The organism is Blastococcus sp. SYSU DS0539 (genome assembly GCF_054050855.1).
In genome coordinates this window covers 1-25221 of the sequence record NZ_JBJHAF010000020.1, presented here as the reverse complement: position 1 = coordinate 25221, position 25221 = coordinate 1, and the positions used below count along the sequence as shown (strand labels likewise).

General features: G+C 74.3%; 24 protein-coding genes. 8 read left to right on the top strand and 16 right to left on the bottom strand.

Annotated elements, in window-relative coordinates; translation table 11 throughout:
- Window positions 1-5: 5 nt before the first annotated feature.
- The 6 genes from ACI790_RS19060 to ACI790_RS19035 all read right to left on the bottom strand — a co-directional run bounded on the left by ACI790_RS19060 (window position 6) and on the right by ACI790_RS19035 (window position 6262).
- On the bottom strand, window positions 6-1202 hold the full coding sequence (locus ACI790_RS19060) for a cell division protein PerM (RefSeq protein ID WP_456571362.1): 1197 nt from the start codon (window positions 1200-1202) through the stop codon (window positions 6-8).
- 85 nt (window positions 1203-1287) lie between these two features.
- A complete protein-coding gene (locus ACI790_RS19055; protein WP_456571361.1) occupies window positions 1288-2373 on the bottom strand; it encodes a hypothetical protein in 1086 nt (361 codons plus the stop codon).
- Between the two features lie 171 nt (window positions 2374-2544).
- Window positions 2545-3423, bottom strand: coding sequence for a succinate--CoA ligase subunit alpha (sucD, locus tag ACI790_RS19050; RefSeq protein ID WP_456571360.1), 879 nt, complete (start codon window positions 3421-3423; stop codon window positions 2545-2547).
- A gap of 31 nt (window positions 3424-3454) precedes the next feature.
- Complete coding sequence (gene sucC / locus ACI790_RS19045; protein ID WP_456571359.1) at window positions 3455-4618, bottom strand: ADP-forming succinate--CoA ligase subunit beta; 1164 nt, start codon at window positions 4616-4618, stop codon at window positions 3455-3457.
- 156 nt (window positions 4619-4774) lie between these two features.
- Complete coding sequence (locus ACI790_RS19040) at window positions 4775-5185, bottom strand: cobalamin B12-binding domain-containing protein (RefSeq protein ID WP_456571358.1); 411 nt, start codon at window positions 5183-5185, stop codon at window positions 4775-4777.
- Between the two features lie 42 nt (window positions 5186-5227).
- Window positions 5228-6262, bottom strand: coding sequence for a hypothetical protein (locus ACI790_RS19035; RefSeq protein WP_456571357.1), 1035 nt, complete (start codon window positions 6260-6262; stop codon window positions 5228-5230).
- Window positions 6263-6444: 182 nt separating this feature from the next.
- Between ACI790_RS19035 and ACI790_RS19030 the strand changes: the two genes are divergently transcribed.
- Together ACI790_RS19030 and ACI790_RS19025 are read left to right on the top strand one after the other, a co-directional pair.
- Window positions 6445-7338, top strand: coding sequence for an esterase/lipase family protein (locus ACI790_RS19030; RefSeq protein ID WP_456571356.1), 894 nt, complete (start codon window positions 6445-6447; stop codon window positions 7336-7338).
- Window positions 7339-7572: 234 nt separating this feature from the next.
- Window positions 7573-8367, top strand: a complete 795-nt coding sequence (locus tag ACI790_RS19025; protein ID WP_456571355.1) for a M23 family metallopeptidase — start codon at window positions 7573-7575, stop codon at window positions 8365-8367.
- A gap of 219 nt (window positions 8368-8586) precedes the next feature.
- Here the strand turns inward: ACI790_RS19025 and pcrA are convergent, their stop codons facing one another.
- A complete protein-coding gene (gene pcrA / locus ACI790_RS19020; protein ID WP_456571354.1) occupies window positions 8587-10887 on the bottom strand; it encodes a DNA helicase PcrA in 2301 nt (766 codons plus the stop codon).
- 271 nt (window positions 10888-11158) lie between these two features.
- Between pcrA and ACI790_RS19015 the strand changes: the two genes are divergently transcribed.
- Window positions 11159-11452, top strand: coding sequence for a chorismate mutase (locus ACI790_RS19015; RefSeq protein WP_456571353.1), 294 nt, complete (start codon window positions 11159-11161; stop codon window positions 11450-11452).
- Window positions 11453-11464: 12 nt separating this feature from the next.
- Here the strand turns inward: ACI790_RS19015 and ACI790_RS19010 are convergent, their stop codons facing one another.
- Entirely contained in the window at window positions 11465-11758 is a 294-nt protein-coding gene (locus ACI790_RS19010) for a hypothetical protein (protein WP_456571352.1), read from the bottom strand.
- Between the two features lie 194 nt (window positions 11759-11952).
- Here ACI790_RS19010 and ACI790_RS19005 point away from each other — a divergent pair, with 194 nt between their 5' ends.
- The gene (locus ACI790_RS19005) at window positions 11953-12690 is read left to right on the top strand and encodes a PIG-L deacetylase family protein (protein WP_456571351.1); all 738 of its coding nucleotides are present in this window, start codon (window positions 11953-11955) and stop codon (window positions 12688-12690) included.
- Window positions 12691-12703: 13 nt separating this feature from the next.
- On the opposite strand, the gene ACI790_RS19000 is transcribed toward ACI790_RS19005, so the two are convergent.
- From ACI790_RS19000 to ACI790_RS18990, 3 genes are all read right to left on the bottom strand, one after another.
- Window positions 12704-14047 carry a short-chain fatty acid transporter gene (locus ACI790_RS19000; protein ID WP_456571350.1) on the bottom strand — a complete coding sequence of 448 codons (1344 nt, stop codon included), beginning with the start codon at window positions 14045-14047 and terminating at the stop codon, window positions 12704-12706.
- A 100-nt stretch (window positions 14048-14147) separates the two neighbouring features.
- Window positions 14148-14801 carry a response regulator gene (locus ACI790_RS18995; protein ID WP_456571349.1) on the bottom strand — a complete coding sequence of 218 codons (654 nt, stop codon included), beginning with the start codon at window positions 14799-14801 and terminating at the stop codon, window positions 14148-14150.
- Window positions 14798-15976, bottom strand: a complete 1179-nt coding sequence (locus ACI790_RS18990; RefSeq protein WP_456571348.1) for an ATP-binding protein — start codon at window positions 15974-15976, stop codon at window positions 14798-14800. Before ACI790_RS18990 ends, ACI790_RS18995 begins: the two co-directional genes overlap by 4 nt.
- 123 nt (window positions 15977-16099) lie before the next feature.
- On the opposite strand from ACI790_RS18990, the gene ACI790_RS18985 reads away from it, so the two are divergent.
- Window positions 16100-17035 (top strand): PspC domain-containing protein, encoded by a 936-nt coding sequence (locus ACI790_RS18985; RefSeq protein WP_456571347.1) that lies wholly within the window; start codon window positions 16100-16102, stop codon window positions 17033-17035.
- Window positions 17028-17321 (top strand): hypothetical protein, encoded by a 294-nt coding sequence (locus ACI790_RS18980; protein WP_456571346.1) that lies wholly within the window; start codon window positions 17028-17030, stop codon window positions 17319-17321. The genes ACI790_RS18985 and ACI790_RS18980 overlap by 8 nt, the downstream gene beginning before the upstream one ends.
- Before the next feature lie 60 nt (window positions 17322-17381).
- On the opposite strand, the gene ACI790_RS18975 is transcribed toward ACI790_RS18980, so the two are convergent.
- The 4 genes from ACI790_RS18975 to guaB all read right to left on the bottom strand — a co-directional run bounded on the left by ACI790_RS18975 (window position 17382) and on the right by guaB (window position 22912).
- Complete coding sequence (locus tag ACI790_RS18975; RefSeq protein WP_456571345.1) at window positions 17382-18497, bottom strand: sodium:calcium antiporter; 1116 nt, start codon at window positions 18495-18497, stop codon at window positions 17382-17384.
- Window positions 18498-18702: 205 nt separating this feature from the next.
- Complete coding sequence (gene guaA, locus ACI790_RS18970) at window positions 18703-20265, bottom strand: glutamine-hydrolyzing GMP synthase (RefSeq protein WP_456571344.1); 1563 nt, start codon at window positions 20263-20265, stop codon at window positions 18703-18705.
- A gap of 2 nt (window positions 20266-20267) precedes the next feature.
- Entirely contained in the window at window positions 20268-21395 is a 1128-nt protein-coding gene (locus ACI790_RS18965; protein WP_456571343.1) for a GuaB3 family IMP dehydrogenase-related protein, read from the bottom strand.
- 2 nt (window positions 21396-21397) lie between these two features.
- A complete protein-coding gene (gene guaB, locus ACI790_RS18960; protein ID WP_456571342.1) occupies window positions 21398-22912 on the bottom strand; it encodes an IMP dehydrogenase in 1515 nt (504 codons plus the stop codon).
- Window positions 22913-23049: 137 nt separating this feature from the next.
- On the opposite strand from guaB, the gene ACI790_RS18955 reads away from it, so the two are divergent.
- Window positions 23050-23448 (top strand): DUF5319 family protein, encoded by a 399-nt coding sequence (locus ACI790_RS18955; RefSeq protein WP_456571341.1) that lies wholly within the window; start codon window positions 23050-23052, stop codon window positions 23446-23448.
- Between the two features lie 205 nt (window positions 23449-23653).
- Here ACI790_RS18955 and ACI790_RS18950 read toward each other — a convergent pair whose 3' ends face one another.
- The gene (locus ACI790_RS18950; protein WP_456571340.1) at window positions 23654-24370 is read right to left on the bottom strand and encodes a response regulator transcription factor; all 717 of its coding nucleotides are present in this window, start codon (window positions 24368-24370) and stop codon (window positions 23654-23656) included.
- Between the two features lie 361 nt (window positions 24371-24731).
- Here ACI790_RS18950 and ACI790_RS18945 point away from each other — a divergent pair, with 361 nt between their 5' ends.
- Entirely contained in the window at window positions 24732-25031 is a 300-nt protein-coding gene (locus tag ACI790_RS18945; RefSeq protein WP_347057976.1) for a WhiB family transcriptional regulator, read from the top strand.
- Window positions 25032-25221: the final 190 nt, after the last annotated feature.

Here is a 25221-nt window from a genome sequence, read left to right as displayed (position 1 = left end):
CCCGGTCAGCCCGACGACCGCCAGCGGGTGACCGCGCCGGCCACCGCCGCGGCGATCCCGGCCTGCGCCGCGATGGCGATGCCGGTGGCCACGGGCGGTGCGCCGACCACCGCGAGCGCGCCGTCCCCGAGCGAACCGCCGGCGAACCAGGCCAGCGCCCCGGTGACCACGCCGAGCAGCGAGCCGGCCAGCAGGCCGGCGAGCCCGGCGACGACCGAGCCGCCGTCGCGGTCGCCGAACCACCGGCCGAGCGTCGTGCCGGCCACGAGGCCGGCGACGGCGGGGATCGCCTGGGAGACGAAGGCGATCAGCGGCACCGCCTGGGTGTCGGGCAGGGCGGCGAGCAGCGGCACGGCGGGGACGGCGCCCAGCGTCACGCCGTGCACGGAGACGAGCGTGCCGCTGCCCACGAAGAAACCGGGGCCGGCCGCCAGGCCGAGGACGGCGACGGCGGCGTTCGGCAGGTACAGCGCGCTCAGCCCGAGCAGCCCCACGGCACCCGCGCCGGCCCCGCCGAGGGAGGCCGACAGCGCCGCGTAGCCCCCCGCGTCGCTGGCCAGGGCCACCGCGACGACCGTCAGGCCCAGCGCGAGCGCGGTGCACACCCCCGCCAGGACGCCGCGGAGGACGGGCCGCAGCACGCCCGGCAGCCGGTCCAGCGCGGCCTCGACCAGCCCGGACTCCCGCCCGGCGCCCCAGCCGGCGGCGAGGAGGGCCAGCACCGCGGGGACCACCAGCGTGCGCGGCCAGCCGGTGCCCGCGGTGTCGTCGTCCACGACCAGCGCCAGCAGCCAGGTGAGCGCCACGTGCAGGACGGCGACCAGCCCGGCCGCCTGGACGACGCCCCGGGCCGACGCGCCGTCGTCGAGCGCCCGGACTGCCACCCGGCCGGCCCAGGACAGCCCCCAGGCCACCAGCAGCGTCAGGAGCAGCGGTGCCAGGACCAGCGACCCCGACGGCGGCAGCAGCTCGGCGCCGTGCGCCAGCAGCCAGAGGCGGGCACCGAGCCCCGTCGAGGCGCCCACCGACATGCCGCCGCCCGGGTCGAGCGTCTGCACGACGACCAGCGCGAGCCCGAGGCCGACGAGGCCGGCGACCGTGACGGCGGCCGTCGCGACGGCGGCGAGGACGGCAGGCGGAGCGGATCGCGCGGCCGACCCGGCGTCCCGCCGGAAGGGCAGGCGTGCGAGCAGGGAGACCACGGCTCCACTCTCGCAAGCCGCACGGGCGGATGCGTGGCGCACTCGCCGGAGCCGGCCCGCCGTGTCGGCGACGGCGGACCGCCGATCAGGTATCCGTGCTGGGACGCTCGCTGTCCGTAGCGTCCGGGCCGGCGCCCGACGCCGTCGAGCCGCCGGGCGGCGTGCCCGGACCGCCACCCTGGCCCGGGCCGGACGGGGGCGACGACGGCCACGACGGAGAGCCCGGCCCCGGCTGCCCCGGATAGCCCTGCGGCGGGATCTGCCCGGGCGCGTAGGGCTGCGGCGCGCCGTAGGGGTAGGGCCGGCCCTGCGGCGGCCAGTACCCGCCGGGCGGCGGACCGCTCGGCCGCGCCGGGCGGTCACGCATCTCCCTCCGCAGGGCGAGCGAGGCGAGCACGGTGATCGCCACCGCCACCAGGAGGCCCAGCAGCGCCCAGAACGAGAAGGCGTACCGGAGCGTGTCCAGCCAGGCGAACAGCGTCAGCACGAGGCCGAGGGCGGCCAGCGCCACGGTCAACCCGGAGCGGGGGAAGGTCACCGTCATGCGCACGAATGCCGGCAGCACCGTCCAGGCGGTCGCCAGCAGGAAGAGCACGAACGCCGAGCGCACCATGCCGTCGTCGAACCCGCGGAAGCTGACCCCGAACGTGGCGTCGCCGAACCGCCACCAGGGCAGGAAGGCGACGAGCAGGAACAGCAGCGTCCCCCCGGCGACGGCGTAGTCGCTCCAGATGAGCCGCTTGGGGTCGAACGAGAACCCGGCACCGCCGCCGGGGCGACGTCCGGCCGGGAGGCCGGGGCCGCCGAAGGGCGGCCCGTAGCCGGGCACGCCGTAGGGCTGCTGCCCGTACGGCGGCTGCCCGTACGGGGGCTGCCCGTACGGGGGCTGCCCGTACGGGAACGGGCCGTAGCCGGCCGGCCCGTACGGGGGCTGCCCGTAGGGCGGCTGGCCGTACGGCGGCTGGGCGTGGGGCGGCTGGCCGTACTGCTGCTGGGGGTAGGGCGGCTGGCCGTACGGGGGCTGCCCGTACCGCGGCTGCCCGTAGGGCTGCTGGCCGTACTGCGGACCGCCGTACTGCGGACCGGGCCCCTGCTGCCCGGGAGGCGGGGGCCCCTGCCCGGCGGGCGGCTGACCACCCTCGGGCGGCTGCGGAGGCTGGCTGGCGGTCACTGGGTCTCCTCGGGAACGGATCGGGGCGTGCTGATCGTGGCGGTCGCGGCCGCGGACCCGCAACGACGGGTCCTCCGACCGGCGCGCCGCCCGGGAACGGCACTGCCCGGCGACCGCGGAGCGCGGTCGCCGGGCAGGTGACGTGGACGGTCCCGGACGGGGTGCCGGCGATCAGGAGCCGACGATCTCCCGCATGAGCTGGGCCGTCTCCGACGGGGTCTTGCCGACGCGGACACCGGCGGCCTCGAGGGCCTCCTTCTTCGCCTGGGCGGTACCGGCCGAGCCGGACACGATGGCGCCGGCGTGGCCCATCGTCTTGCCCTCGGGGGCGGTGAAGCCCGCGACGTAGCCGACGACCGGCTTGGTGACGTTGGCCTTGACGAAGTCGGCGGCGCGCTCCTCGGCGTCGCCACCGATCTCACCGATCATCACGATGGCCTCGGTCTCCGGGTCGTCCTGGAAGGCCTGGAGGGCGTCGATGTGCGTCGTGCCGATGACCGGGTCGCCACCGATGCCGATCGCGGTGGAGAAACCGATGTCCCGCAGCTCGTACATCATCTGGTAGGTCAGCGTGCCCGACTTCGAGACCAGGCCGATCTTGCCCTGCTTGGTGATGTTGGCCGGGATGATCCCGGCGTTGCTGCGCCCGGGGCTGATCAGGCCAGGGCAGTTCGGGCCGATGATGCGGGTCGAGCCACCCTGGGCGTGCGCCCAGAAGTAGGTCGAGTCGTGCACCGGGATGCCCTCGGTGATGACGACGGCGAGCCCGATCTGGGCGTCGACGGCCTCGATGACGGCGGCCTTGGCGAACGGCGGCGGCACGAAGATGACGCTGACGTCGGCGCCGGTCTCCTTCATGGCGTCGGCGACGCTGCCGAACACCGGCACGCTGGTGCCGTCGAAGTCGGCCGAGGTGCCGGCCTTGCGGGGGTTCACACCGCCGACGATCGCGGTGCCGGAGGCGAGCATGCGCGCGGTGTGCTTGCTGCCCTCGGAGCCGGTCATGCCCTGGACGATGACCTTGCTGTTCTCGTTGAGGAAGATCGACATCTGAGTGGTGTCCTGTCCGGAGTCGGGGCGATCAGGCGGCGGCGAGTTCGGCGGCCCGGCGCGCGGCGCCGTCCATCGTGTCGACCACGGTCACCAGGGAGTGGTTGGCCTCGGCGAGGATCCGCCGGCCCTCCTCGACGTTGTTGCCGTCGAGCCGGACGACCAGCGGCTTGGTCGCCTCGTCGCCCAGGATGCCCAGGGCGGAGACGATGCCGTTGGCCACGGCGTCGCAGGAGGTGATGCCGCCGAAGACGTTGACGAACACGCTCTTCACGGCCGGGTCGGAGAGGATGATCTCCAGGCCGTTGGCCATGACCTCGGCCGAGGCGCCGCCGCCGATGTCGAGGAAGTTGGCCGGCTTGACGCCGCCGAACTCCTCACCGGCGTAGGCGACGACGTCGAGGGTGCTCATGACCAGGCCGGCACCGTTGCCGATGATCCCGACCTCGCCCTCGAGCTTGACGTAGTTGAGGTTCTTCTCCTTGGCCCGCGCCTCGAGCGGGTCGGCGGCGGCGGCGTCCTCGAGCGCGGCGTGCTCGCTGTGCCGGAAGCCGGCGTTCTCGTCGAGGGTGACCTTGGCGTCCAGCGCGAGGACGGTGCCGTCGGGCGCCTTGGCCAGCGGGTTCACCTCGACGAGGGTGGCGTCCTCCTTGCTGAAGACGTCCCACAGCTGGACGGCGATCGCGATGACCTGGTCGCGCACCTCGGCGGCGAAGCCGGCGGCGTCCACGATCTCGGCGGCCTTGGCGGTGTCGACGCCCTTGCTGGCGTCGATCGGGATGCGGGCCAGCGCCTCGGGGCGCTCGACGGCCAGCTGCTCGATCTCCACGCCGCCCTCGACGCTGGCCATGGCCAGGAAGGTGCGGTTGGAGCGGTCCAGCAGGTAGGAGAAGTAGTACTCCTCGGCGATGTCGCTGGCCTGGGCCACCATCACCTTGTGGGTGATGTGGCCCTTGATGTCCAGGCCGAGGATGTCCTGGGCGCGCGCCTTGGCGTCCTCGGCGTCGTCGGCGAGCTTCACGCCGCCGGCCTTGCCCCGGCCGCCGGTCTTCACCTGCGCCTTGACGACGACGGTCTGCCCGATCTCGCGGGCGATCGCCTCCGCCTGCTCGGGCGTCTCGGCGACCCCGCCGGGGAGCACGGGGACACCGTGCGAGGCCAACAGGTCACGGGCCTGGTACTCGAAGAGATCCACGAACAGGCACCGTAGACCGCTCGAAACCAGTCCGCTGCCCCGGGCGTTGCCCCGGTGGGCCCGGCGTGGGGTGCATCACACGGCGGCTCACCCGTTCGCGGCAGGAACGCGCTGGTCCACCGAGCCCTCCCGGGCCGGCGCTCCCGCCCCGAACCCTCAGGCGCCGGCGGGCTCGCCCACGTGGGTGCGCACCCAGTCGACGATGTCGGTGGTGGTGGCGCCGGGGGTGAAGACGCCCGCGACGCCCAGGCGCTCCAGCTCGGGCACGTCCTCCTCGGGGATGATCCCGCCGCCGAAGACCACGACGTCGTCGACGCCGCGCTCGCGCAGCAGCTCGGTGAGCCGGGCGAACAGCGTCATGTGCGCGCCGGAGAGCACCGAGAGGCCGACCGCGTCGGCGTCCTCCTGCACGACCGTGTCCACGATCTGTTCCGGCGTCTGGTGCAGGCCCGTGTAGACGACCTCCATCCCGGCGTCGCGCAGCGCCCGCGCGACGACCTTGGCGCCTCGGTCGTGCCCGTCCAGTCCCGGCTTGGCGATGACCACCCGGATGCGTTCGTCCACCACGGGAGGCAGCTTAGGAGCTGCGCCCCCCGGATGAGGCACCGGTCACGCCGCCGTCCGCCGGGCCCGCCACGCGACGACGGTCAGGAGCAGCATCGCCAGCCCGACGACGACCAGGCCGGCGCCCGGGACGGTCCAGACCAGCTCGTCCGACGCGACCGCGTCACGCAGGCCGCCGAGCCCGGCACCGAGCACGGTGACGGCGACGGCCAGCAGCCCGCCTACCGCGCCCAGCCGCGGCCGCAGCGACGGGGCGACGACCGAGCAGAGCAGCAGCGTCCCGGCCAGCAGCAGGCCGCCGAGGAGGGCCAGCCCCGGTCGCTCCAGCAGCGCCTGCGGCCCCTCGCGGGTGACCACGATCTCCAGGCCGGTCGCCGGGTCGGTCTGCAGCCGGCCGGGCACGTCGGCGGCCGGGAGCGCCAGGCAGAGGACGGCGGTGACCCCGAGGAGCACCGCCGCGCCGGCCAGCAGCGAGCGGACCGGGTCGAGCGCGCCCCGGTCCTCCATCACGGTCCGCCCCCAGGTGGCCATGGCGGTGACGCCGGCCAGGACGGTGAGCACCAGCGCGACGATCCCCAGCACCCAGCCGGCGCCCACCTGGACGCTGCTGGTCAGGACCCGCTCCCCCGCGAGCACCTCGATGCCGGGACGGGACGTGGAGCTGCTGCCCCGGTAGATCTCGATGAGCAGCTCGCCCACCGCGAGCGCCCCGGCGACCCCGGCGTAGGCCAGCCCGAACTTGGGCGCCGCGCGCCGCAGCAGGGTTCCGCCGACCGCCACGTGCACGGCCGGGACGAGGAGGGCGACCAGGGCGTCGCCGAGCCCGCGGACGTGGCGCAGCTCCTCGCCGCCGACCACCAGGTAGGTGGGGAAGGCCGCCGCGGCACCGGCGAGCCCGGCGAGGACGAGCAGCAGGCCGCAGATCCGGACGGCCGGGCGCACGGTGCCGACCACCGTGCGATCGCCCTCCACCGCCGGCGACGACGCCGGAGCCGCGCGCCGGGCAGGCCGGCGGGCGGTCGCCCCGGTGCGGTGGATCCGGGCGCGGTCGGTCCGGGCGCGGTCGTCGCGGGTGGACACGGTTCCCCCTTCGGCAGCGTGGTCACGAACAGGACTCGGTCGGCGACCGACGATGACAAATGTGTGACGCCCGACACATCGAGGCTTACCGTCGGGTCAACGGAGCACACACGGGACCAACGAACCGGCCGGACGACCCGAACCCGAGGTCCCGCCGGGCAGCTCAGACGGGGAGAACGGCCATGCGCCGATCGAGCGAGCTCGACTCAGCTCCAGGGTGGCACACCACCGCTGACGCCGAGGTCACGCCACGTGGCCTGCGCGCGCTCTGTTCGCCCACCACGCTCGCCGGCGGCCTCACCGAGCTGGCCTGGGTCGGCGCGCACGTGCTCATGTACCCGCTGGGCACCCGCATGGAGCAGGTGCGCCCCGATCCCCGCAAGCGGACCGGCGAGCAGCCGGCCGCGGTGCGCGCGCTCTTCGCCGCCGACCCGCTGGCCGCCCGCATCCCGGTCCTGCTCGTGCACGGGCTCATCGACAACCGCTCGGTCTTCGCCGTCATGCGCCGCAGCCTGCGCCGGCGCGGCTTCGCGCACGTGTGCTCCTGGAACTACAGCCCGTTCCTGCCCGACATCGCTCAGGGCGCCACCGACCTGGGCCGGCACATCGAGCGGATCTGCGAGCAGACCGGCCACGACCGGGTGCGCGTCGTCGGCCACAGCCTCGGTGGGCTGATCGCGCGCTACCACGTGCAGCGGCAGGGCGGTGACCGGCGGATCGACTCCCTGGTGACGCTCGGGACGCCGCACCAGGGCTCGATCCTGGCGCACGTGGGGCCCACGCCGCTGGTGCGTCAGCTCCGCCCCGGGTCCCCGGTGCTGCAGGAGCTCGCGGAGCCCGCCCCGGGCTGCCGCACCCGGGTCACCGCCGTCTACAGCGACCTGGACCAGATGGTGCTGCCCACGCACTCGGGCCGCTGCGACCACCCCGACCTCGACGCCCGCAACGTCCTCGTCCGCGGCGTCGGGCACATGTCGCTGCCCATCCACCGCGGCGTGCTCGACGAGGTGGCGACCACGCTCGCCGGCGTCCGCGACGCCGAGGCTCCGCGGCAGCCCGTCGCCGCCGTCGCCTGACGGACGGCGGGCCGTCCGCCGCCTGCCACCGGGTCGACTCGTCGCCATCACGATTTGCGCCCATCGCGACACGCACCGTTCGGTACTTGGTCGGGTCCTGACGCATCGTTACGGTTCGATCACGGCGCCGGGTCCACCGGCGGACGCCGCTCCGGCGGCGTCCTCGCCGTCGTCGCTCCCCCCGACGAACGCCTCCCGGCGCTCGCCGGGCCAGGTCGTCCGGGAAGGTCCGCCGTGTCTCGCAGCAGTGCGCATGTGCTGGAGAAGCCGGCTCCGGGGCTCGTCCGCGTGCCCACGCCCCGGATCGCCCCCGAGAGCCTCGCGCCCGCACCGGCGCCCGCGACCGACCCGACCCCCGTCCAGCGCACCGTCCGCCGCCGCCTGCCGCACCCCCCGGGCCGCCGCGCCCCGCTGTGGTTGGCCGCGCTCGTCGCCGGCGCCCTGCTCGCCGGCGTCCCCGCGATGACCGGCTCCCCCTCGGACGTCTCCGCCAGCGCCTCGGACTACGGCCTCGGCGTGAGCACCGAGATCAGCTTCGCCGGTGGCCTGGAAGGAGCCGACGCGCGCCGGGGCATCACCGAGGCCGAGGCGCAGGCCCGGCTCAGCGAGCTGGCCGCGTCGCGCGCCGCCCGCCAGCCCAAGACCGTGGCCCCCACCCAGGGCGTGCTCACCACCTGCTTCTGCCGGCGCTGGGGCACCATGCACTACGGCCTGGACCTGGCGGGTCCGCTGGGCACGCCGATCCTCGCCGCCACCGACGGCGTCGTCGTCCGCGCCGGCCGGGCCTCCGGCTACGGCAACGCCGTCTACATCCAGGACGCCGACGGCAACGTGCACATCTACGGGCACATGCGCTACTACAGCGTCGCCGCCGGGGACATCGTCACCGCGGGCGACCAGATCGCCAAGATCGGCAACGAGGGCCAGTCCACCGGCCCCCACCTGCACTACGAGATCCACCGCGGCGGCATGAACGGCCGCCCGATCGACCCGCGCGCGTGGTTGGGCGAGCGCGGGGTGAGTGTGTGATCTGCCGGCCTCCGGCCGACACCGCGGCCACGTGCCGTGCCCCTGCTGCGCTGAGCGCGTCCTGCCCCTCGTCGAGGACCCTGCGGGCCCTCTTCTCGGAGCACCTCGCAGGGCGCGTCCCGTCATGATCCGCCACCCGTAAGCGACCTCCGCCGACTGCCGCGGCTCGTGACCTTCGTCGGGGACCCTTCGGGCCCCCGCTCCTCGGGTCAGGTCAGGTCAGAGCTTCACGAGGGGGGCGTAGCGGAGGACGAGGCGCTTGGTGCCGCCGGAGCCGAAGTCGACCGTCGCCTGGGCCTTGTCGCCCACGCCGGTCACCTCCACCACGGTGCCGAGGCCGAACGCGTCGTGGCTGACCCGGTCGCCCACCTCCACGGAGATGACCTGCCGGTTGCCGGCGCCGCCGCGCAGGCCGCCGGTCGCCAGACCGGTCGCGGCCACACGCGTCTGCGCCGAGGAGTAGCCCGTGGAGGGCGCCGGCACCGGGTCGGTGCGCTCCCAGTGGATCGTCTCGGCCGGGATCTCGTCGAGGAACCGGGAGGGCGGGTTGTAGGCCGGCTGCCCCCAGCTGGTGCGCACCGTGGCCCGCGAGATGAACAGCCGCTGCCGGGCACGGGTGATGCCCACGTACGCCAGCCGGCGCTCCTCCTCCAGCTCGCGCGGGTCGCCCAGCGCCCGCAGGTGCGGGAAGACGCCGTCCTCCAGGCCGGTCAGGAAGACGACCGGGAACTCCAGGCCCTTGGCGGTGTGCAGCGTCATGAGCGTGACCACGCCGGCCTCGTCACCGGAGACCGGGATCTGGTCGGCGTCGGCCACCAGGGACACCTGCTCCAGGAAGTCGGTGACCGTGCCGCCCGGGCTGGCCGCCTCGAACTCGGCGGCCACCGAGATGAGCTCGTTGAGGTTGTCGACCCGCCCCTCGTCCTGCGGGTCGGTGCTGGCCTGCAGCTCGGCGAGGTAGCCGGTGCGGTCGAGGATGCTCTCCAGCAGCGCGGCCGGGCCCGAACCGGTCTCCACCAGCTGCTCGAACTCCTCGAGCAGCGCCACGAACTCCTGCAGCGCCTTGAGCGAGCGGGTGGCCAGGTCGGGCACCTCGGCGCAGCGCCGCAGCGCCGAGCCGAACGCGATCCGCTCCCGGTCGGCGAAGGACTCGATGCAGGACTCGGCCTTGTCGCCGATCCCGCGCTTGGGCACGTTGATGATCCGGCGCAGGCTGACCACGTCGGCCGGGTTGGCGACCAGCTTCAGGTAGGCCAGCGCGTCGCGGACCTCCTTGCGCTCGTAGAACCGCACGCCGCCGACGACCTTGTACGGCATGCCGACGCGGATGAAGACCTCTTCGAACACGCGGGAGGCGTTGTTCGTGCGGTAGAAGACCGCGATGTCCTTGGGCTGCACCTCGCCCTCGTCGACCAGGGCGTCGATCTGCTCGGCGACCCAGGCGGCCTCGTCGTGCTCGTTGTCGGCGACGTAGCCCTCGATCAGCTCGCCGTCGCCCGAGTCCGTCCACAGGCTCTTCGGCCGGCGACCGGTGTTCTTCGCGATGACCGTGTTCGCGGCCTTGAGGATCCGCTGGGTGGAGCGGTAGTTCTGCTCCAGCAGGATCGTGGTGGCCTGCGGGTAGTCGCGCTCGAACTCGTCGATGTTGCGGATCGTCGCGCCGCGGAAGGCGTAGATCGACTGGTCGGCGTCACCGACGACGCACAGCTCCGCCTGCGGCACCGGGCCCTGACCGGTGCCGGTCAGCTCGCGCACCAGCATGTACTGGGCGTGGTTGGTGTCCTGGTACTCGTCGACCAGCACGTGCCGGAACCGGCGGCGGTAGTGCTCGGCCACGTCGGGGAAGGCCTGCAGCAGGTGGACCGTCGTCATGATCAGGTCGTCGAAGTCCATGGCGTGCGCCTCGCGCAGCCGCCGCTGGTAGAGCGTGTACGCCTCCTTGAGCACCTTCTCCGGTGCCGTCTGGGGGCTGAACGACTCCTCGTCGACGAGCTCGTTCTTCAGGTTGGACACCTGGTTGGACAGGCTCCGCCCGGGATAGCGCTTGGCGTCCAGGTCCAGGTCGCGGGCGACCATCGTCATCAGCCGGATCGAGTCGCCCTGGTCGTAGATCGTGAACGACGACTTCATGCCCAGCTTGGCGGCCTCGGCGCGCAGGATGCGCACGCACATCGAGTGGAACGTCGACACCCACATCGACCGCGCCCGCGGCCCGACCAGCGCGGCCACCCGGTCCTTCATCTCGCCGGCGGCCTTGTTGGTGAAGGTGATGGCCAGGATCTCCCCCGGCTGCACCCCGCGGGCGCCGAGCAGGTAGGCGATCCGGTGCGTGAGCACGCGGGTCTTGCCCGACCCGGCGCCGGCGACGATGAGCAGCGGGCCGCCCTCGTGGACGACGGCGTCGCGCTGCGGGCCGTTGAGGCCCGCCAGCATGCGGTCCAGCTCGCGACCGACCGAGCCGGAAGCGGAGCGCTGCAGGGCGGCGGTGCCGGGGAGGGACTGCTGGAGGCTGCTGCTCATGAGACCGCCACTGTAAGCCGGACGGGTGACGGTTCCGACGCCCCGGGATCAGCCGCACCACCCGTCCCGGGCGGCTCCGCCCGGGCCGCTCCGGCGGGGTTGTGGCACACTCGGCTCCGTGCTCGCCACCGTCAGCTTTTTCTACGGCCACCGGGATCCGGTGTCCGTCACCGCTGGCTGAGCACACGCCGCAACAGACGCCCCGGGCCCGAGAAGCCCGGGGCGTTTCTCGTTTCCGGGTTCCGGGTCCACGAACCACCGAGGACACCCGATGAGCACCCTGACCCTCTCCCCAGCCGCCGGCCCGTCCGCCCCCGAGGACCCGGCCGAGCGGATCGGCGAGCTGCGCGGCGCGATCGACGCCTGCGACGCCGAGATCATCGAACTCGTGCGCCGCCGCCTGGCGATCTCCCGGGAGATCGGCGCGCTGCGCGCCGCGTCGGGCGGGACACGGCTGTCGCTCGCCCGCGAGCAGCAGGTGCTCGCCCGCTTCCGCACCGAGCTGGGCCCCGACGGCGCCGCGCTCGGCATGATGCTGCTGCGCCAGGGCCGCGGCCGCCTCTGACGCCGCGGGCGGTCAGGGGCCGCTGCGCCAGACCAGCGAGTCCTCGTCGTCCATCGCGGCCACCTCGAACACCCGGCCGGGGCAGGCGTCGTTCGCCTCGTCGGCCAGGTCGTGGCCCAGTTCGAGGGCGGCCGGCAGGTCGTCGGCCGTGCACTCGGTGGTCACCCGCAGCACCGCCCGGTCCGGCTCCCGCCACAGCCGCAAGTCGGGGTCGCCGGGCCGGATGACCGTGCGGAGGGCGTCGATCGCGGCGTCGTCCAGCGGGGCCGAGGCGCGGAGTGCGAGGGAGAGCGTGTACTCGGGCACGGACCGAGTCTGCGGCACCGCCGTCGTCCCCCTGCCCCCACCCCGATGTCACGTCCGGGGCCGCCGTCCCGTCTCCATGGGGGAACCGTCCCGTGGAGAGGAACCGACCAGGTCGAGCAGGTGCTGATCGTGCGCAACCCGGGCAAGCTGGCCGGGCTCGGCGTCCTCCCCGGTGCCGACCTATGCTCGCCCGGGTGACCTCCCCCTCCCCCCGGCCGGCCGCGCACGTCGAGCGGGCACTGTGCGTCCTGGCCCACCCCGACGACGTCGACTTCGGCAGCGCCGGGACGGTCGCCACCTGGACCGCCGCCGGCACGGAGGTCACCTACCTGATCGTCACCGACGGCGACGCCGGCGGCTTCGACGACACCCCGCGGTCGGAGATGGGGCCGCTGCGGCAGGCGGAGCAGCGCGCCGCCGCCAAGGAGGTGGGCGTCGGCGACGTCCGCTTCCTCGGCTACCCGGACGGCCGGCTGGAGCTCACCCTGGACCTCCGCCGGGACATCAGCCGGGTGATCCGCCAGGTGCGGCCGCAGCGGGTGCTCACCAGCTCGCCCGAGCGGTTCTGGGAGCGGATCGGCGCGAGCCACCCCGACCACATGACGGTGGGTGAGTCGACACTGCGGGCGGTCTACCCCGACGCCCGCAACCCGTTCGCCTTCCCCGAGCTCTTGGCCGACGAGGGGCTGGACGCCTGGACGGTGGCGGAGGTCTGGCTCGGCGCGGGCCCGCGGGCCGACCACGTCGTCGACGTCACCGACGTCGTCGACCGGAAGTTCGCCGCCCTGATGCGGCACGTGAGCCAGGTGAGCCACCACCCGGAGGGCCAGCTGCGGGAGTTCGTCACCGGGTGGATGCGGCAGAACGCCCGCGCCCACGGCCTGCCCGAGGGCCGGCTGGCCGAGGTCTTCCACGTCGTCCACACCGCCTGAGCCGCGCCCCCGGTCAGCCGCCGCCGAGGACGAGCAGGGTGCCGGCGAACACGATGCCGGTGACCAGGCAGGTGATCGCGGTGAACCCGAAGATGTCCCGGACCCCGAGGCCGGCGACCGCCAGCAGCGGCAGCGCCCAGAACGGCTGGATCATGTTCGTCCACTGGTCGCCGTAGGCGATCGCCATCGTGATGACGGCCGGGTCGACGCCGAGCGAGTCCGCCGCGTCCAGGAAGATCGGCGCCTGCACGGCGAACTGCCCGCCGCCGCTCGGGACGAACAGGTTCAGCAGGCCGGCCGAGAGGAACGCGAACAGCCCCAGGGTGCCGGGGCTGGAGAACTCGGTGAACCACCCGCTCAGCTGCGCCGCCAGCCCGGAGGCGGTCATCATGCCGATGATCCCGGCGTAGAGCGGGTACTGCAGCAGCACCTCGCCGACGGTGCGGACCGCCCCGCCGACCAGCTCGGCGAGCTCGGCCGGGCTGCGCACGATCAGCAGGATTGCGGCGAGGAACGACCAGTTGACGATGTCCAGCGTGAGGTTGAAGCCCTCCTGCGCGAAGTACACGCCGAGGTAGATCAGCAGGGCGACGCCGGGGATGAGGGTGACCACCCGGGAGGCCTCCATGCGCTCGGCAGGGGTTCCGGGGGTCGTCAGCGCGACGTCGGCCTCCTCCTCGCCCATGCGCTCGGGCAGCTCGATGATCCGGTCCTTGCCCTTGGGCGCCAGGAGCACCACCGTGCCGAGGATCGCCGCCACGGCGACGACGATCGCGATGAGGTTCCAGGGCGAGTAGACCGTCTCGCTGATCGGGATCGTCCGGCCGATCGCCTCCTCGACGAAGCTGCCCGGCGTCGCGGCGGCGAGCGGGCCGGTGGCGCTGTAGCCCATGTGCCAGACCGCGAAGCCGGAGTAGGCGCTGGCCACCAGCAGCGGGTAGTGCAGCTGCATGCCGCGGCGGCGGGCGGCGCGGCCGACCTCGAGGGCGATCACCCCGCCGACCACCAGGCCCAGGCCGAAGCTGATCAGCGAGGCGACCGCCGAGACGAACGCGACGAACGCGTACGCCGCCCGCGGGCTCTTGGGCACGGAGGCGATGCGGGTCAGCCCCGCCTTGACCGGCCGGGTCAGCGCCAGCGTGTAGCCCAGCAGCAGCACGAGCGCGACCTGGGTCATGAACGCCAGCAGCCCGGCCAGCCCGTCGCCCCAGGCCCGGGTCAGCGCGGCGGGCCCGATGTCGCCGAAGACCAGCGCGAGGATCGCGACGATCACGGTCAGCACCACCGCGAAGACGAACGCCCCCGGCAGGTACCTCTCCACGCCCGCGACCAGCGGGCGCGACAGGGTGCGCAGCATGGCGGCCGTCCTCTCTCCTCCGGGCCTGCTCAGCAGGCCGCCTGTGTGGTCGGACACATGCTTAGCGGAGGCGGACCGCAGCGGCCAGTCGTCGCCCGGGTCAGAGCAGCCGGTTGGTCGCCGCCCAGCGGGTGAGTTCGTTGCGGTTGGACAGCTGCAGCTTGCGGAGCACGTTGGACGCGTGCGACTCCACCGTCTTCACCGAGATGAACAGCCGGGACCCGATCTCCCGGTAGGTGTAGCCGCGGGCCAGCAGCTGCATCACCTCGCGCTCGCGCGCGCTGAGCAGGTCCAGCCCGGGATCGGTCGCCTCCGCCGGCTCGGGGGCGACGGCGCCACCGGCGGCGAAGGCGTCCAGCACGAAGCCGGCCAGCCGGGGGCTGAAGACGACGTCGCCGTCGGCGACCCGGCGGACGGCGTCGAGCAGGTCCGGCCCGGAGATCGTCTTGGTGACGTAGCCGCGCGCCCCCGCCCGGATCACGGCGATGACGTCCTCGGCTGCGTCGGACACCGACAGCGCGAGCCACTTCACCTCGGGCAGCTCGCCGCGCAGCGTCTCGAGCACGGCGCGGCCGCCACCGCCGGGCATGTGCACGTCCAGCAGGACGACGTCGGGACGGGTGGCGCGGATGCCGTCGATCGCGGCGGCGACGTCGGCCGCCTCCCCGACGACGGTGACGTCGGCGCCCAGCTCCGCCCGGACGCCGGTGCGCACCATCGCGTGGTCGTCGACCACGAACACCCGCGGACTCACGTGCTCCTCCTCGGCAGGACCAGCTCCACCTCGGTCCCCTCCCCCGGCGTCGACCGCACCTGCGCCGTGCCACCCAGGTGGGTCAGCCGGCCGTGCACCGAGTCGCGGAGGCCGCGCCGGTCGTCGGGCACCGTGCCCGGGTCGAAGCCCTTCCCGCGGTCCCGGACGAACACCGACACCTGGTCCGGCGTGACCTCGGTGTAGAGGTCCGCGGAGACCGCGCCGGAGTGCTTGGCGGCGTTGAGCAGCGCCTCGCGGGTGGCGGCGCCCAGCGCGGCCAGGTCGTCGTCGACGGCGGCGTCGCCCACGACGACGGGGTCCACGGTGAGCGCGTGGTCGGCCTCCACCTCGGCCACCATCGCGGCCACGAGGCCGGCCCAGGTGCCGCCCTCCCGCACCACGGCCGGGTCGTAGAGCCAGGCGCGCAGCTCGCGCTCCTGGCTGCGGGCGAGCCGGCTGACCGCCTGCGGCTCCTCGGCGTTGCGCTGGATCAGGGCCAGGGTCTGCAGCACCGAGTCGTGCAGGTGGGCGGCGACGGCGGCACGCTCCTCCGACCGGATGCGGGCGGCGCGCTCCGCCGCCCGGGAGTCCAGCAGCCGCCGCCACAGCGGCGCGGTCGCCAGGACGACCCCGGTCAGGATGAGCAGGGTCGCGGCGAAGCCGTTGCGGGCGTTGGCGAGCTGGCCGGTGGTGGCCAGCAGCAGGAACAGCCCGGCGCCCACCACGACGACCCCACCGGCCAGCGCCCAGCGCACCCCGGCGACGGCGAGCGTCCGGTCGGTGTCCAGCTGCCGCCAGATCACCGTCAGCCCGCCGCCCAGCAGGATCAGCGGGAGCACGACGTCGCTGCTGGTCCACTTCGTCAACTGACCCAGCAGGCTCGCGGCCACCAGGCCGACGGCGACGAGGGCGATCCACTGCCGGGCACCGGCGGGGCGCCAGCCGGGGGTCGGCGGGGCCTCCTCGCCCGGTGCGGCGACGGACATGGTCATCCAGAGCAGCGCGTAGGCGATGATCCCGATGCCCGTGGTGGCCAGCAGCACGAACGCCACCCGCACGACCAGCGGGTCCTGGCGCAGGTGCGCGGCGGTGCCGGCCGCGACCCCGGCGATGAGCCGACCGTCGCTCGGGCGCGCCAGCGGCGGGCGCGGCGCGGGGCCGACGGTCGTGGTCACGGTACCGATCGTCGCACCGGCGGCCCGCCCGACGACACCGGTGATCACCCCTTAAGAGAACCAGGGTCGGTTCGGGGGGTTCCCTGATGGTCACCGGCCCCGGGGGTCGGCAGGCTCGCTGCCATGACCTCCGCACCCCCTCCCGCTCCGCCCGCGGTGGAACCACCGCCGTGGGCGCCACCGCCGGGGCCACCGGCCCGCACCGAGCTCCGCCGCAGCCGCTCCGACAAGGTGATCGGCGGCGTGGGCGGCGGCCTCGCCGAGTACAGCGGCATCGACGCTCTCCTGTGGCGGGTCGGCTTCGTCGCCCTCGCCCTGGCCGGCGGCACCGGCGTCCTGGTGTACCTGCTGCTGTGGCTGCTCATGCCGGCCGGCCCGGACGGCGCCGCCCCCCCGGCTCCCGGGCAGCCCGCCGCCGTGGCCCGCACCCGCGGGCCCGCCGGCCCCCGGTCCCCGGTGCCGGGCGTGACCGTCGCCGGACTGCTCATCGTCGTCGGCCTGCTGGTGCTGGTCAGCCGGCTCACCGGCTGGGACGTCGGCGCCGAGGGCTACCTGGCGACGGCGCTGCTCGTGGTCGGCCTGGGCCTGGTCGCCGCGGCCGTCACCCGGGGCCGGAACGCCCGGGGCGGGCTGATCGCCCTGGGCGTGATCCTCTCCCTGGCGCTGGCGATCGCCTCGGCGACGCCGTCGGCCGGCGGCGGCGTGGGCGACCGCACCTTCCACCCGCGCACCGTCGACGACGTGCGCGAGTCCTACGCCGGTGGCGTCGGCGACCTCACCGTCGACCTCTCCGACGTGCCGATGGACGATCTCGCGGCGGTCCTGGACGTCCGCGTCGAGCACGGCATCGGCGACATCGAGGTGATCCTGCCCCGCTCCGCCGATGCCCGGGTCCGGGTCGACCAGGGGGTGGGGAACGCGGAGGTCTTCGGCGCCGACGAGTTCGGGTCGGGCTTCTTCCCCGGCACGGGGTCGCGGCCCTGGACCGACGACGGGGAGCCGGAGATCGACCTGGTGATCGACAGCGGTCTGGGTGACGTGGAGGTGTCCCGTGGCTGACTACAGCGAGTTCCCGACCACGCCGACCGCCTGGCAGGAGCAGCAGTGGCAGATGGTCGCCCCCCTGGAGACCGAGGACCGGCCCCAGCCGGAGCCCCGCCGGACGGTGGACCTGGTCGCGCTGGTGCCGGGGCTGCTGTTCCTGGTCCTGGCGGTCACCACGATGGTCGGCGGCGACCTGCCGGTGCGGCTGTTCGACGACGGCGCCCTGCTGTGGGTGCTGCTCGTCGGCGCCGGGGTCGCGCTGCTCGTGCGGGAGCTCCGGAGGCCGCGCAGCCGCGGCTGACCGGCGGGAGAGGCGGACGGCGAGGGCCCGGGAGCGGACGCTCCCGGGCCCTCGGCGCGCTCACCCCACGAGGGCGAGGACGACGGTGCCCACGTAGATCAGCGGGATGGAGACGCCCTCGAAGCCGATCCACTTCCGGTCGCGCATGAGCAGCCCGGCGGCCAGCACCGCGGCCATGACCAGCGTGCCGCCGACCAGGACCAGGCTGGTCGGGCCGGCGTCCCGGTAGATCGGACCCTCCAGATAGCCGACGTCCGCCACGGAGATCATCAGGATGTCGTAGACGTTCCCGCCGACGATGTTGCCGACGCCGAGCGTGAGCTGCCCCATCCGCACGGCGGTCAGCAGGACCACCAGCTCGGGCAGCGAGCTGATCGCCGTGGTGAGGGTGAAGCCGACGACGCCGCTGTCGAGCCCGGCCCGGGCGACCACGCTGAGCCCGGCGCGGCCCACGATCCAGCCCGCCACCCCGGTCACCAGCCCGAGCGCCGCGAGCAGCCCCCACAACCGCGCGGTGGAGCGCTCGTCGCCGTTGCCGTTCCGCGCGCCGCCACCGTCGCCGTCGCCGTCCTCGTCCTCGCCGTCGCCGTTGCCGTTGCCGTTGCCGTCGCCGTCGCCGTTCCCGTCGGCGGCGCCCTCGTCGTCGTCGGCGGTCTGGTCGGTGTGCACCGGCTGCCACATCGGCTGGTGCTGCATCCGCCGGAGCAGCGTCAACCCGTAGGCGTAGAGCGCGGGGATCAGCAGCGTCATGGGGTGGATCCAGCCCAGCTGCAGATCGGGCGTGGCGTAGGCGACGACCGGGACCGCGAGCATGGCGATGAGCAGGACCGACTGGAGGACGTTCTGCAGCGAGGCCGCCGCGTGCTCGAGGTTGACCCGGCGGTAGAGCAGGTCGGCGATCGCCAGCCAGACGGTCTGCAGCGCGATGCCGCCGATCGGGTTCGCCAGGGCGAACCCGGCGTCGCCCTCCAGCGCACCGGTGAGCACGGTGACGTTGCCCGGCAGCGACGTCACCGCACCCAGCAGCAGGGCTCCGCCGATGGCGTCACCGAGGCCGGTGCGCTCCGCGAGGGAGTCGGCGACGCGGGTCAGCCGGACCCCGGCGATCACGATGACGACCGCCATCGCGGCGAGGACGCCCAGGCTCGGCAGGAGCGGCCACGGCTCGAAACTCACTCGTCCTCCGGGGTCCTCGGCGGCGTGGCCGTCGTCGAAGAGACCACACCCGCCGGGATCCGGCGCGCCGGACCACCCGGAGGAGCGAACCGCGGCCGGCGGACCGGACCCGGTCGGCGCGGACCGGGCAGCCGTGCCGAGCGGAGCTCAGCCCGCTACGGAACCCGCCGGCTGATCGGCGGCGGGGTCGGCGGGACCGACCCGCTCACTCCCACTCGATGGTGCCCGGCGGCTTGCTCGTGACGTCGAGGGTGACCCGGTTGATCTCCTCGACCTCGTTGGTGATCCGGGTCGAGATCCGGGCCAGCACGTCGTAGGGCAGCCGGGTCCAGTCGGCGGTCATGGCGTCCTCGCTGGACACCGGGCGCAGCACCACCGGGTGGCCGTAGGTACGCCCGTCGCCCTGGACGCCGACCGAGCGGACGTCGGCCAGCAGCACGACCGGGCACTGCCAGATCTCGTCGTCCAGCTTGGCCGCGGAGAGCTCCTCGCGGGCGATGGCGTCTGCCTGGCGCAGCACGTCGAGCCGCTCGCGGGTGACCTCCCCGACGATGCGGATGCCCAGCCCCGGGCCGGGGAACGGCTGGCGCTGCACCAGCCGGTCGGGCAGGCCCAGCTGCCGGCCGACCTCGCGCACCTCGTCCTTGAACAGCGTGCGCAGCGGCTCGACCAGGGTGAACTGCAGGTCCTCGGGGAGCCCGCCGACGTTGTGGTGGCTCTTGATGTTCGCCGTCCCGGTGCCGCCGCCGGACTCGACGACGTCGGGGTAGAGCGTGCCCTGCACCAGGAAGTCGACGGTCTCGCCGTGCGCCTGCGCGTCGGCGACGACGTCGGTGGCCGCCTGCTCGAACACCCGGATGAACTCGCGGCCGATGATCTTCCGCTTCTCCTCCGGGTCGCTGACCCCGGCGAGCGCGGCGAGGAACTGCTCGCTCGCGTCGACGACCCGCAGGTCCGCGCCGGTGGTCGCGGCGAAGTCCCGCTCGATCTGCTCGGTCTCCCCCGCGCGCATCAGCCCGTGGTCGACGTAGACGCAGGTCAGCTTGTCACCGATGGCCCGCTGCACCAGCGCCGCGGCCACCGCGGAGTCCACGCCGCCGGACAGCGCGCACAGCGCCCGCCGGTCCCCGATCCGCTCGCGGATCGCGGTCACCTGCTCGTCGACGACGTTGCTCATCGTCCACGTCGGCGCCAGGCCGGCGATGTCGAACAGGAAGTGCTCCAGCACCGTCTGCCCGTGCGCGGTGTGCCGCACCTCGGGATGGAACTGCACGCCGGCCAGCCGCCGGTCGACGTCCTCGAAGGCGGCGACGGGGGCGCCGGTGGAGGTGGCGGTGACGGTGAAGCCGGGGGGTGCGGCGGAGACGGCGTCGCCGTGGCTCATCCAGACGTTCTGCTCGATCGGCAGGTCGCCGAAGAGCCGGGCCCCGGTGGTGACGGTCAGCGGGGTGCCGCCGTACTCGCGGTCGCCGGTGCGGGACACCGTGCCGCCCAGCGAGGCGGCCATGGCCTGGAAGCCGTAGCAGATGCCGAAGGCGGGCACGCCCGACTCGAAGAGCGTGGGGTCGATCTGCGGCGCCTCCGGCGCGTAGACGCTCGAGGGGCCGCCGGAGAGCACGATCGCGGCCGGCTTGCGGGCGACGATCTCCTCGGCCGGCACCTCCGAGGAGACGATCTCGGAGTAGACCCCGGCCTCGCGGATGCGGCGGGCGATCAGCTGGGCGTACTGGGCGCCGAAGTCGACGACCAGGACGGTCGGGAAGTCCACGCTCAGCCGCCGATCACGAGGTCGACGCGCTGGAACTCCTTGAGGTCCGAGTAGCCGGTCTTGGCCATCGTGCGGGCGAGCGCCCCGAAGAGGTTGGTGCGCCCGTCGGCGGAGTCCGCCGGGCCGAGCAGCACCTGCTCCAGGGAGCCGGCCGGCTCGGCCTGCGCCGAGGTGGCCCCGCGCGGCAGCCGCGGGTGGGCGGCCACCGAGTCCCACCAGACGCCGCCCGCGGGAGCCTCCGCGGCGACCCGCAGCGGCTCCCCGAGCTGGACGGCGTCGGCGCCGCAGGCCAGCGCACGGGCGATCCCGCCGCTGGTCTCGATCCGGCCGTTGGCGATGACGTGCACGTACCGGCCGCCGGTCTCGTCGAGGTAGTCGCGGCGGGCCGCGGCGGCGTCGGCGATCGCGCTGGCCAGCGGCACCCGGATGCCCATGACGGCGTCGGTCGTGGAGTAGGTGTCGGCGCCGACGCCGACGATGACGCCGGCGGCGCCGGTGCGCATGAGGTGCAGCGCGGTCGTGTAGTTCGCCGCGCCGCCCACGATCACCGGGACGTCGAGGTCGGCGATGAACTCCTTGAGGTTCAGCGCATCGCCCTGGCTGGTCACGTGCTCGGCGGAGACGATCGTGCCCTGGATGACCAGCAGGTCCACCCCGGCCGACAGCGCCGCGGGCGCCAGCTGCTCGGTGTGCTGCGGGGAGACCCGGATCGCCGTGGTGACCCCGGCGTCGCTCATCTCCTTGATGCGGGCGGCGATGAGGTCGGCCTTCACCGGCTCGGCGTAGACCTCCTGCAGCAGCGCCACCGGCGGGGCGCCGGCCGCGGCCGCCTCCGCCAGCCGGCGGTACACGTCGGCCGGGTCGTCGTAGCGGGTCCACAGGCCCTCGCCGTTGAGCACCCCCAGGCCGCCGGCCCGCCCGACGGCGATCGCCGTCGCCGGGCTGACGACGGCGTCGCTCGGGCTGGTCACCAGCGGGATGTCGAACCGGAAGGCGTCGATCTGCCAGGCGGTCGAGACGTCGTCGACGTCCCGGGTGCGCCGGGAGGGGACGATCGAGACCTCGTCCAGGTCGTAGCCCCGGCGGGCGAAGCGGTTCAGGCCGATCTCGACGGTGTCGCGCACGCTCATGCTCAGCGCCCCCGGTAGTTCGGTGCCTCGACGGTCATCTGGATGTCATGGGGGTGCGACTCGACCAGCCCGGCGGAGGTGATGCGGGTCAGCTGACCGCGCTCCTTGAGATCGGCGATCGTGGCGGCCCCGGCGTAGCCCATGGAGGCACGCAGGCCCCCGACCATCTGGTGGGCGACCCCCGACAGCGCGCCGCGGTAGGGCACCTGGCCCTCGATGCCCTCGGGGACGAGCTTGTCGTCGGAGAGGACGTCGTCGGCGAAGTAGCGGTCGCGGCTGAACGACTGGTTGCCGCGCTTCTGCATGGCGCCCAGCGAGCCCATGCCGCGGTAGGTCTTGTACTGCTTGCCGTTCATGAAGACCAGCTCGCCCGGCGCCTCCTCGACCCCGGCGAACAGCCCGCCGATCATCACCGTGTCGGCGCCGGCGACCAGCGCCTTGGCGATGTCGCCGGAGTACTGCAGCCCGCCGTCGGCGATCACCGGGACACCCGCCGGGCCGGCGGCCAGCCACGCCTCGTAGATGGCGCTGATCTGCGGGACCCCGACGCCGGCGACCACCCGGGTGGTGCAGATGGACCCGGGGCCGACGCCGACCTTCACCGCGTCGGCGCCGGCGTCGACCAGCGCCTGCGCACCGGCGCGGGTGGCGACGTTGCCGCCGACGACCTCCACGCCCGCGTCGCCGCCGAAGTCCTTCTTCACGCGGGCGACCATCTCCAGCACCGCCCGCTGGTGGCCGTGCGCGGTGTCGACGACGAGCACGTCCACGCCCGCGTCGACGAGCAGCCCGGCGCGCTTGTAGGCGTCCTCGCCCACGCCCAGCGCCGCACCCACGACCAGCCGCCCGTCGGCGTCCTTGGTGGAGAGCGGGAACTGGTCGCGCTTGACGAAGTCCTTGACGGTGATCAGCCCGCGGAGCCGGCCGGCGTCGTCGACCAGCGGCAGCTTCTCGATCTTGTGCTTGGAGAGCAGGCCCAGCGCCGTGTCCGCGTCCACGCCCACGGGCGCGGTGATCAGCGGCATCGGCGTCATCACGTCGCGGACCAGGCGGTTGAAGTCGGTCTCGAACCGCATGTCGCGGTTGGTGACGATGCCGACGAGCACGCCCTCGGCGTCGACGACCGGAGCGCCGGAGATGCGGTAGCGCGCCGAGAGCGCGTCGACCTCGGCAAGGGTGTTGTCGGGCGAGCAGGTGACGGGGTTGGTCACCATGCCCGCCTCGGACCGCTTCACTAGGTCGGCCTGGCCGGCCTGGTCCTCCGCGGAGAGGTTGCGGTGCAGCACACCCATGCCGCCGACCCGGGCCATGGCGATCGCCATGCGCGCCTCGGTGACGGTGTCCATCGCGCTGGACAGCAGGGGTACGGCCAGCGTGATCCGGCGGGTCACCCGGCTGCTGGTGTCCACCTCGGCCGGGACGACGTCGGACGCCCCGGGGACGAGGAGGACGTCGTCGTAGGTGAGCCCGAGGCGGGCGAACTTCGCCGGCAGCTCGGGCACGGAGTCGGGCTGCATGTGCGCGGCCACCCTTCGGGGCAGATCGGGTCGGACACCGGCCGGCACACCTCACGGGCGCGCGGGACCTGGACCCGATCGTAGGCGGCGCCGCACGAGGGGCGGTGCTCCGCCTGTTCGGCGGCTACCGTGTGACCGTGTCTCCGTTCGACGATGCCTCCGGACCGGACTTCGGCCCCGCCGACGGCTCCGGCCCCCCGCCCCTCACGATGGAGGAGCGCGCCGGGGTCCTCGACGACCTGGCCGAGCTCGAGGTCTTCCGCACCCTGCTCGAACCCACCGGCATCAAGGGCGTCGTCGTGGACTGCCCCGACTGCGAGGAGGAGCACCACGTCGACTGGGCGCTGATGCAGGCCAACCTGCGCCAGCTGCTCGACGAGGGGCAGACCGGCCGGCACGAGCCGCCGTTCGACCCCGACCCGGACGACTACGTCAGCTGGGACTACGCCAGCGGGTACGCCGACGGCGTCGCGGCCCTCGCCGAGCGCGACGAGCCCACCGGCCGCCGCACCGGCCGGCACGCCCGCGACGACTGAGCAGCGACACTGCGCTCCTCCGGAGCGCACCGCGGCCACGTGCCGTCCCCCGGCGTCGCTGAGCGCATCCGTCGCGCCTGCGCGGGACCCTCCGGGGCCCACTCGGCGCAACCCTGCAGGTGCGTGACGCACCGATATACGTGTGGTGGCGGTCAACCGAGGTCGGATGACCGCCACCAGGCGCATCTGGGCGGTGAGCCTCCGGTCAGGACATGATGCCGCGGCGGAAGCCGGTGGCCACCGCCTCGGCGCGGTCCTTCGCACCCAGCTTGCGGAACAGCCGCCGCGCGTGGGTCTTGATCGTGTCCTCCGAGAGGTAGAGCTCCCGGCCGATCTGGGCGTTGCTCTTGCCCTGGCTCATCCCGGTGAGCACCTGCATCTCCCGCATGGACAGCGCCACGGTGGGCGCGGCGTCGCGCACGGTCGAGCGGACCGTGGTGGGCGCCGAGCCGGCCAGCGGCGCGGCTCCGTTCCACGCCGGCACGGGCTGGGCGACCTGCTGCTGCGGGATGCGGCCGCCGTCTGCGCGCAGGCCGACGCGGGAGAGGCCGAGGCCCATCTCGATCGCGGTCGCGTCCCAGCGGAGGTAGCCCCGGGCGCCGAAGGCGACGGCGGCCCGGACGCTCTCGGCGTCGTCGGGGGCACCGAGCACCAGCACCGGCAGCCCCGGGTGCGCCCGGAGCGCCTGCGTGGCGGCCGAGAGGCCGGTGTCGACGGCGCGCTGGGTGCCGACGACCAGGACGTCGGGCGTGCGGGTCGCGAGGCGGGACATCAGCGACTGCGCGTCCCCGACGACCTCCACCCGGCCGACGAACGGCAGGGCGACCAGCCGCGAGGCGACGTCGTCACGGACCCGCCGTCGCTCGTCGTACACCCACACGGTCGCGCCGTGCACGGGTGCACGCATCCTGTCCTCGATCACGCCTGCTCCTCACTCCTCCCGGCCGCTCGGCGGACGGGACCCCCCAGCCGGTCGGGAAGCGCCCGACCGGGTGCCGCTCGGGTGGAGGGCCCGCTCCGGGCCCTCCACCTCTGCGCAGGTCGCGCCGCTGTCCGGGTCGTCCCCCTCCCGGACGTCGACGCGACCTGGAGCCACCTTGATCGACTCCCGACCGGGGGAACAGACGCCCTCACCCCCGGGGGTGAGCAGGCCCGATGGGCGGTGACGGAGAGCACAGCCGCAAAAAGTTGCGAATCGGCTGTGTTTGACGGTGGGACGCCGAGGGCACCCGGCCCCTTGCAGCCGGACAGCCCCCTCCGGCCGATCGAGTCCTGGAGGAGACATGGCCGACATCCGCAGACTCCCGACGCCCGTCGCCGAGGTCTGGGACTGGCAGCTCCACGGCGCATGCCGTGGCGAGAACACGTCCCTCTTCTTCCACCCCGACGGTGAGCGCGGGCCGGCCCGGGCGCGACGGCAGAGCGCGGCCAAGGCCGTCTGCGGCCGGTGCCCGGTCGTCGACGCGTGCCTCAAGCACGCCCTGGCCGTGCGCGAGCCGTACGGCGTGTGGGGCGGGATGAGCGAGGAGGAGCGGGCCCGGCTGATCGCGGCCGAACCCGCTGCTGTCGCCGCGGGCGTCTGAGCTCCGCAGCACGAACGCACGAACGACGAGGGCGGGTCCGGGACATCCGGACCCGCCCTCGTCGTTCGTGTGTGCCGACGTCATCCCTCACCGTGGGGGGGGGGGGGGGGGGGGGGGGGGGGGGGGGGGGGGGGGGGGGGGGGGGGGGGGGGGGGGGGGGGGGGGGGGGGGGGGGGGGGGGGGGGGGGGG

Excerpts from the sequence above, each read along its gene's own strand:
- guaB (WP_456571342.1), bottom strand. The coding sequence starts at position 22,912 with ATGCAGCCCGACTCCGTGCCCGAGCTGCCGGCGAAGTTCGCCCGCCTC.
- ACI790_RS19015 (WP_456571353.1), top strand. The coding sequence starts at position 11,159 with ATGAGCACCCTGACCCTCTCCCCAGCCGCCGGCCCGTCCGCCCCCGAG.
- sucD (WP_456571360.1), bottom strand. The coding sequence starts at position 3,423 with ATGTCGATCTTCCTCAACGAGAACAGCAAGGTCATCGTCCAGGGCATG.
- ACI790_RS19000 (WP_456571350.1), bottom strand. The coding sequence starts at position 14,047 with ATGCTGCGCACCCTGTCGCGCCCGCTGGTCGCGGGCGTGGAGAGGTAC.
- ACI790_RS18945 (WP_347057976.1), top strand. The coding sequence starts at position 24,732 with ATGGCCGACATCCGCAGACTCCCGACGCCCGTCGCCGAGGTCTGGGAC.
- ACI790_RS19030 (WP_456571356.1), top strand. The coding sequence starts at position 6,445 with ATGCGCCGATCGAGCGAGCTCGACTCAGCTCCAGGGTGGCACACCACC.
- ACI790_RS18965 (WP_456571343.1), bottom strand. The coding sequence starts at position 21,395 with ATGAGCGTGCGCGACACCGTCGAGATCGGCCTGAACCGCTTCGCCCGC.
- ACI790_RS18985 (WP_456571347.1), top strand. The coding sequence starts at position 16,100 with ATGACCTCCGCACCCCCTCCCGCTCCGCCCGCGGTGGAACCACCGCCG.
- pcrA (WP_456571354.1), bottom strand. The coding sequence starts at position 10,887 with ATGAGCAGCAGCCTCCAGCAGTCCCTCCCCGGCACCGCCGCCCTGCAG.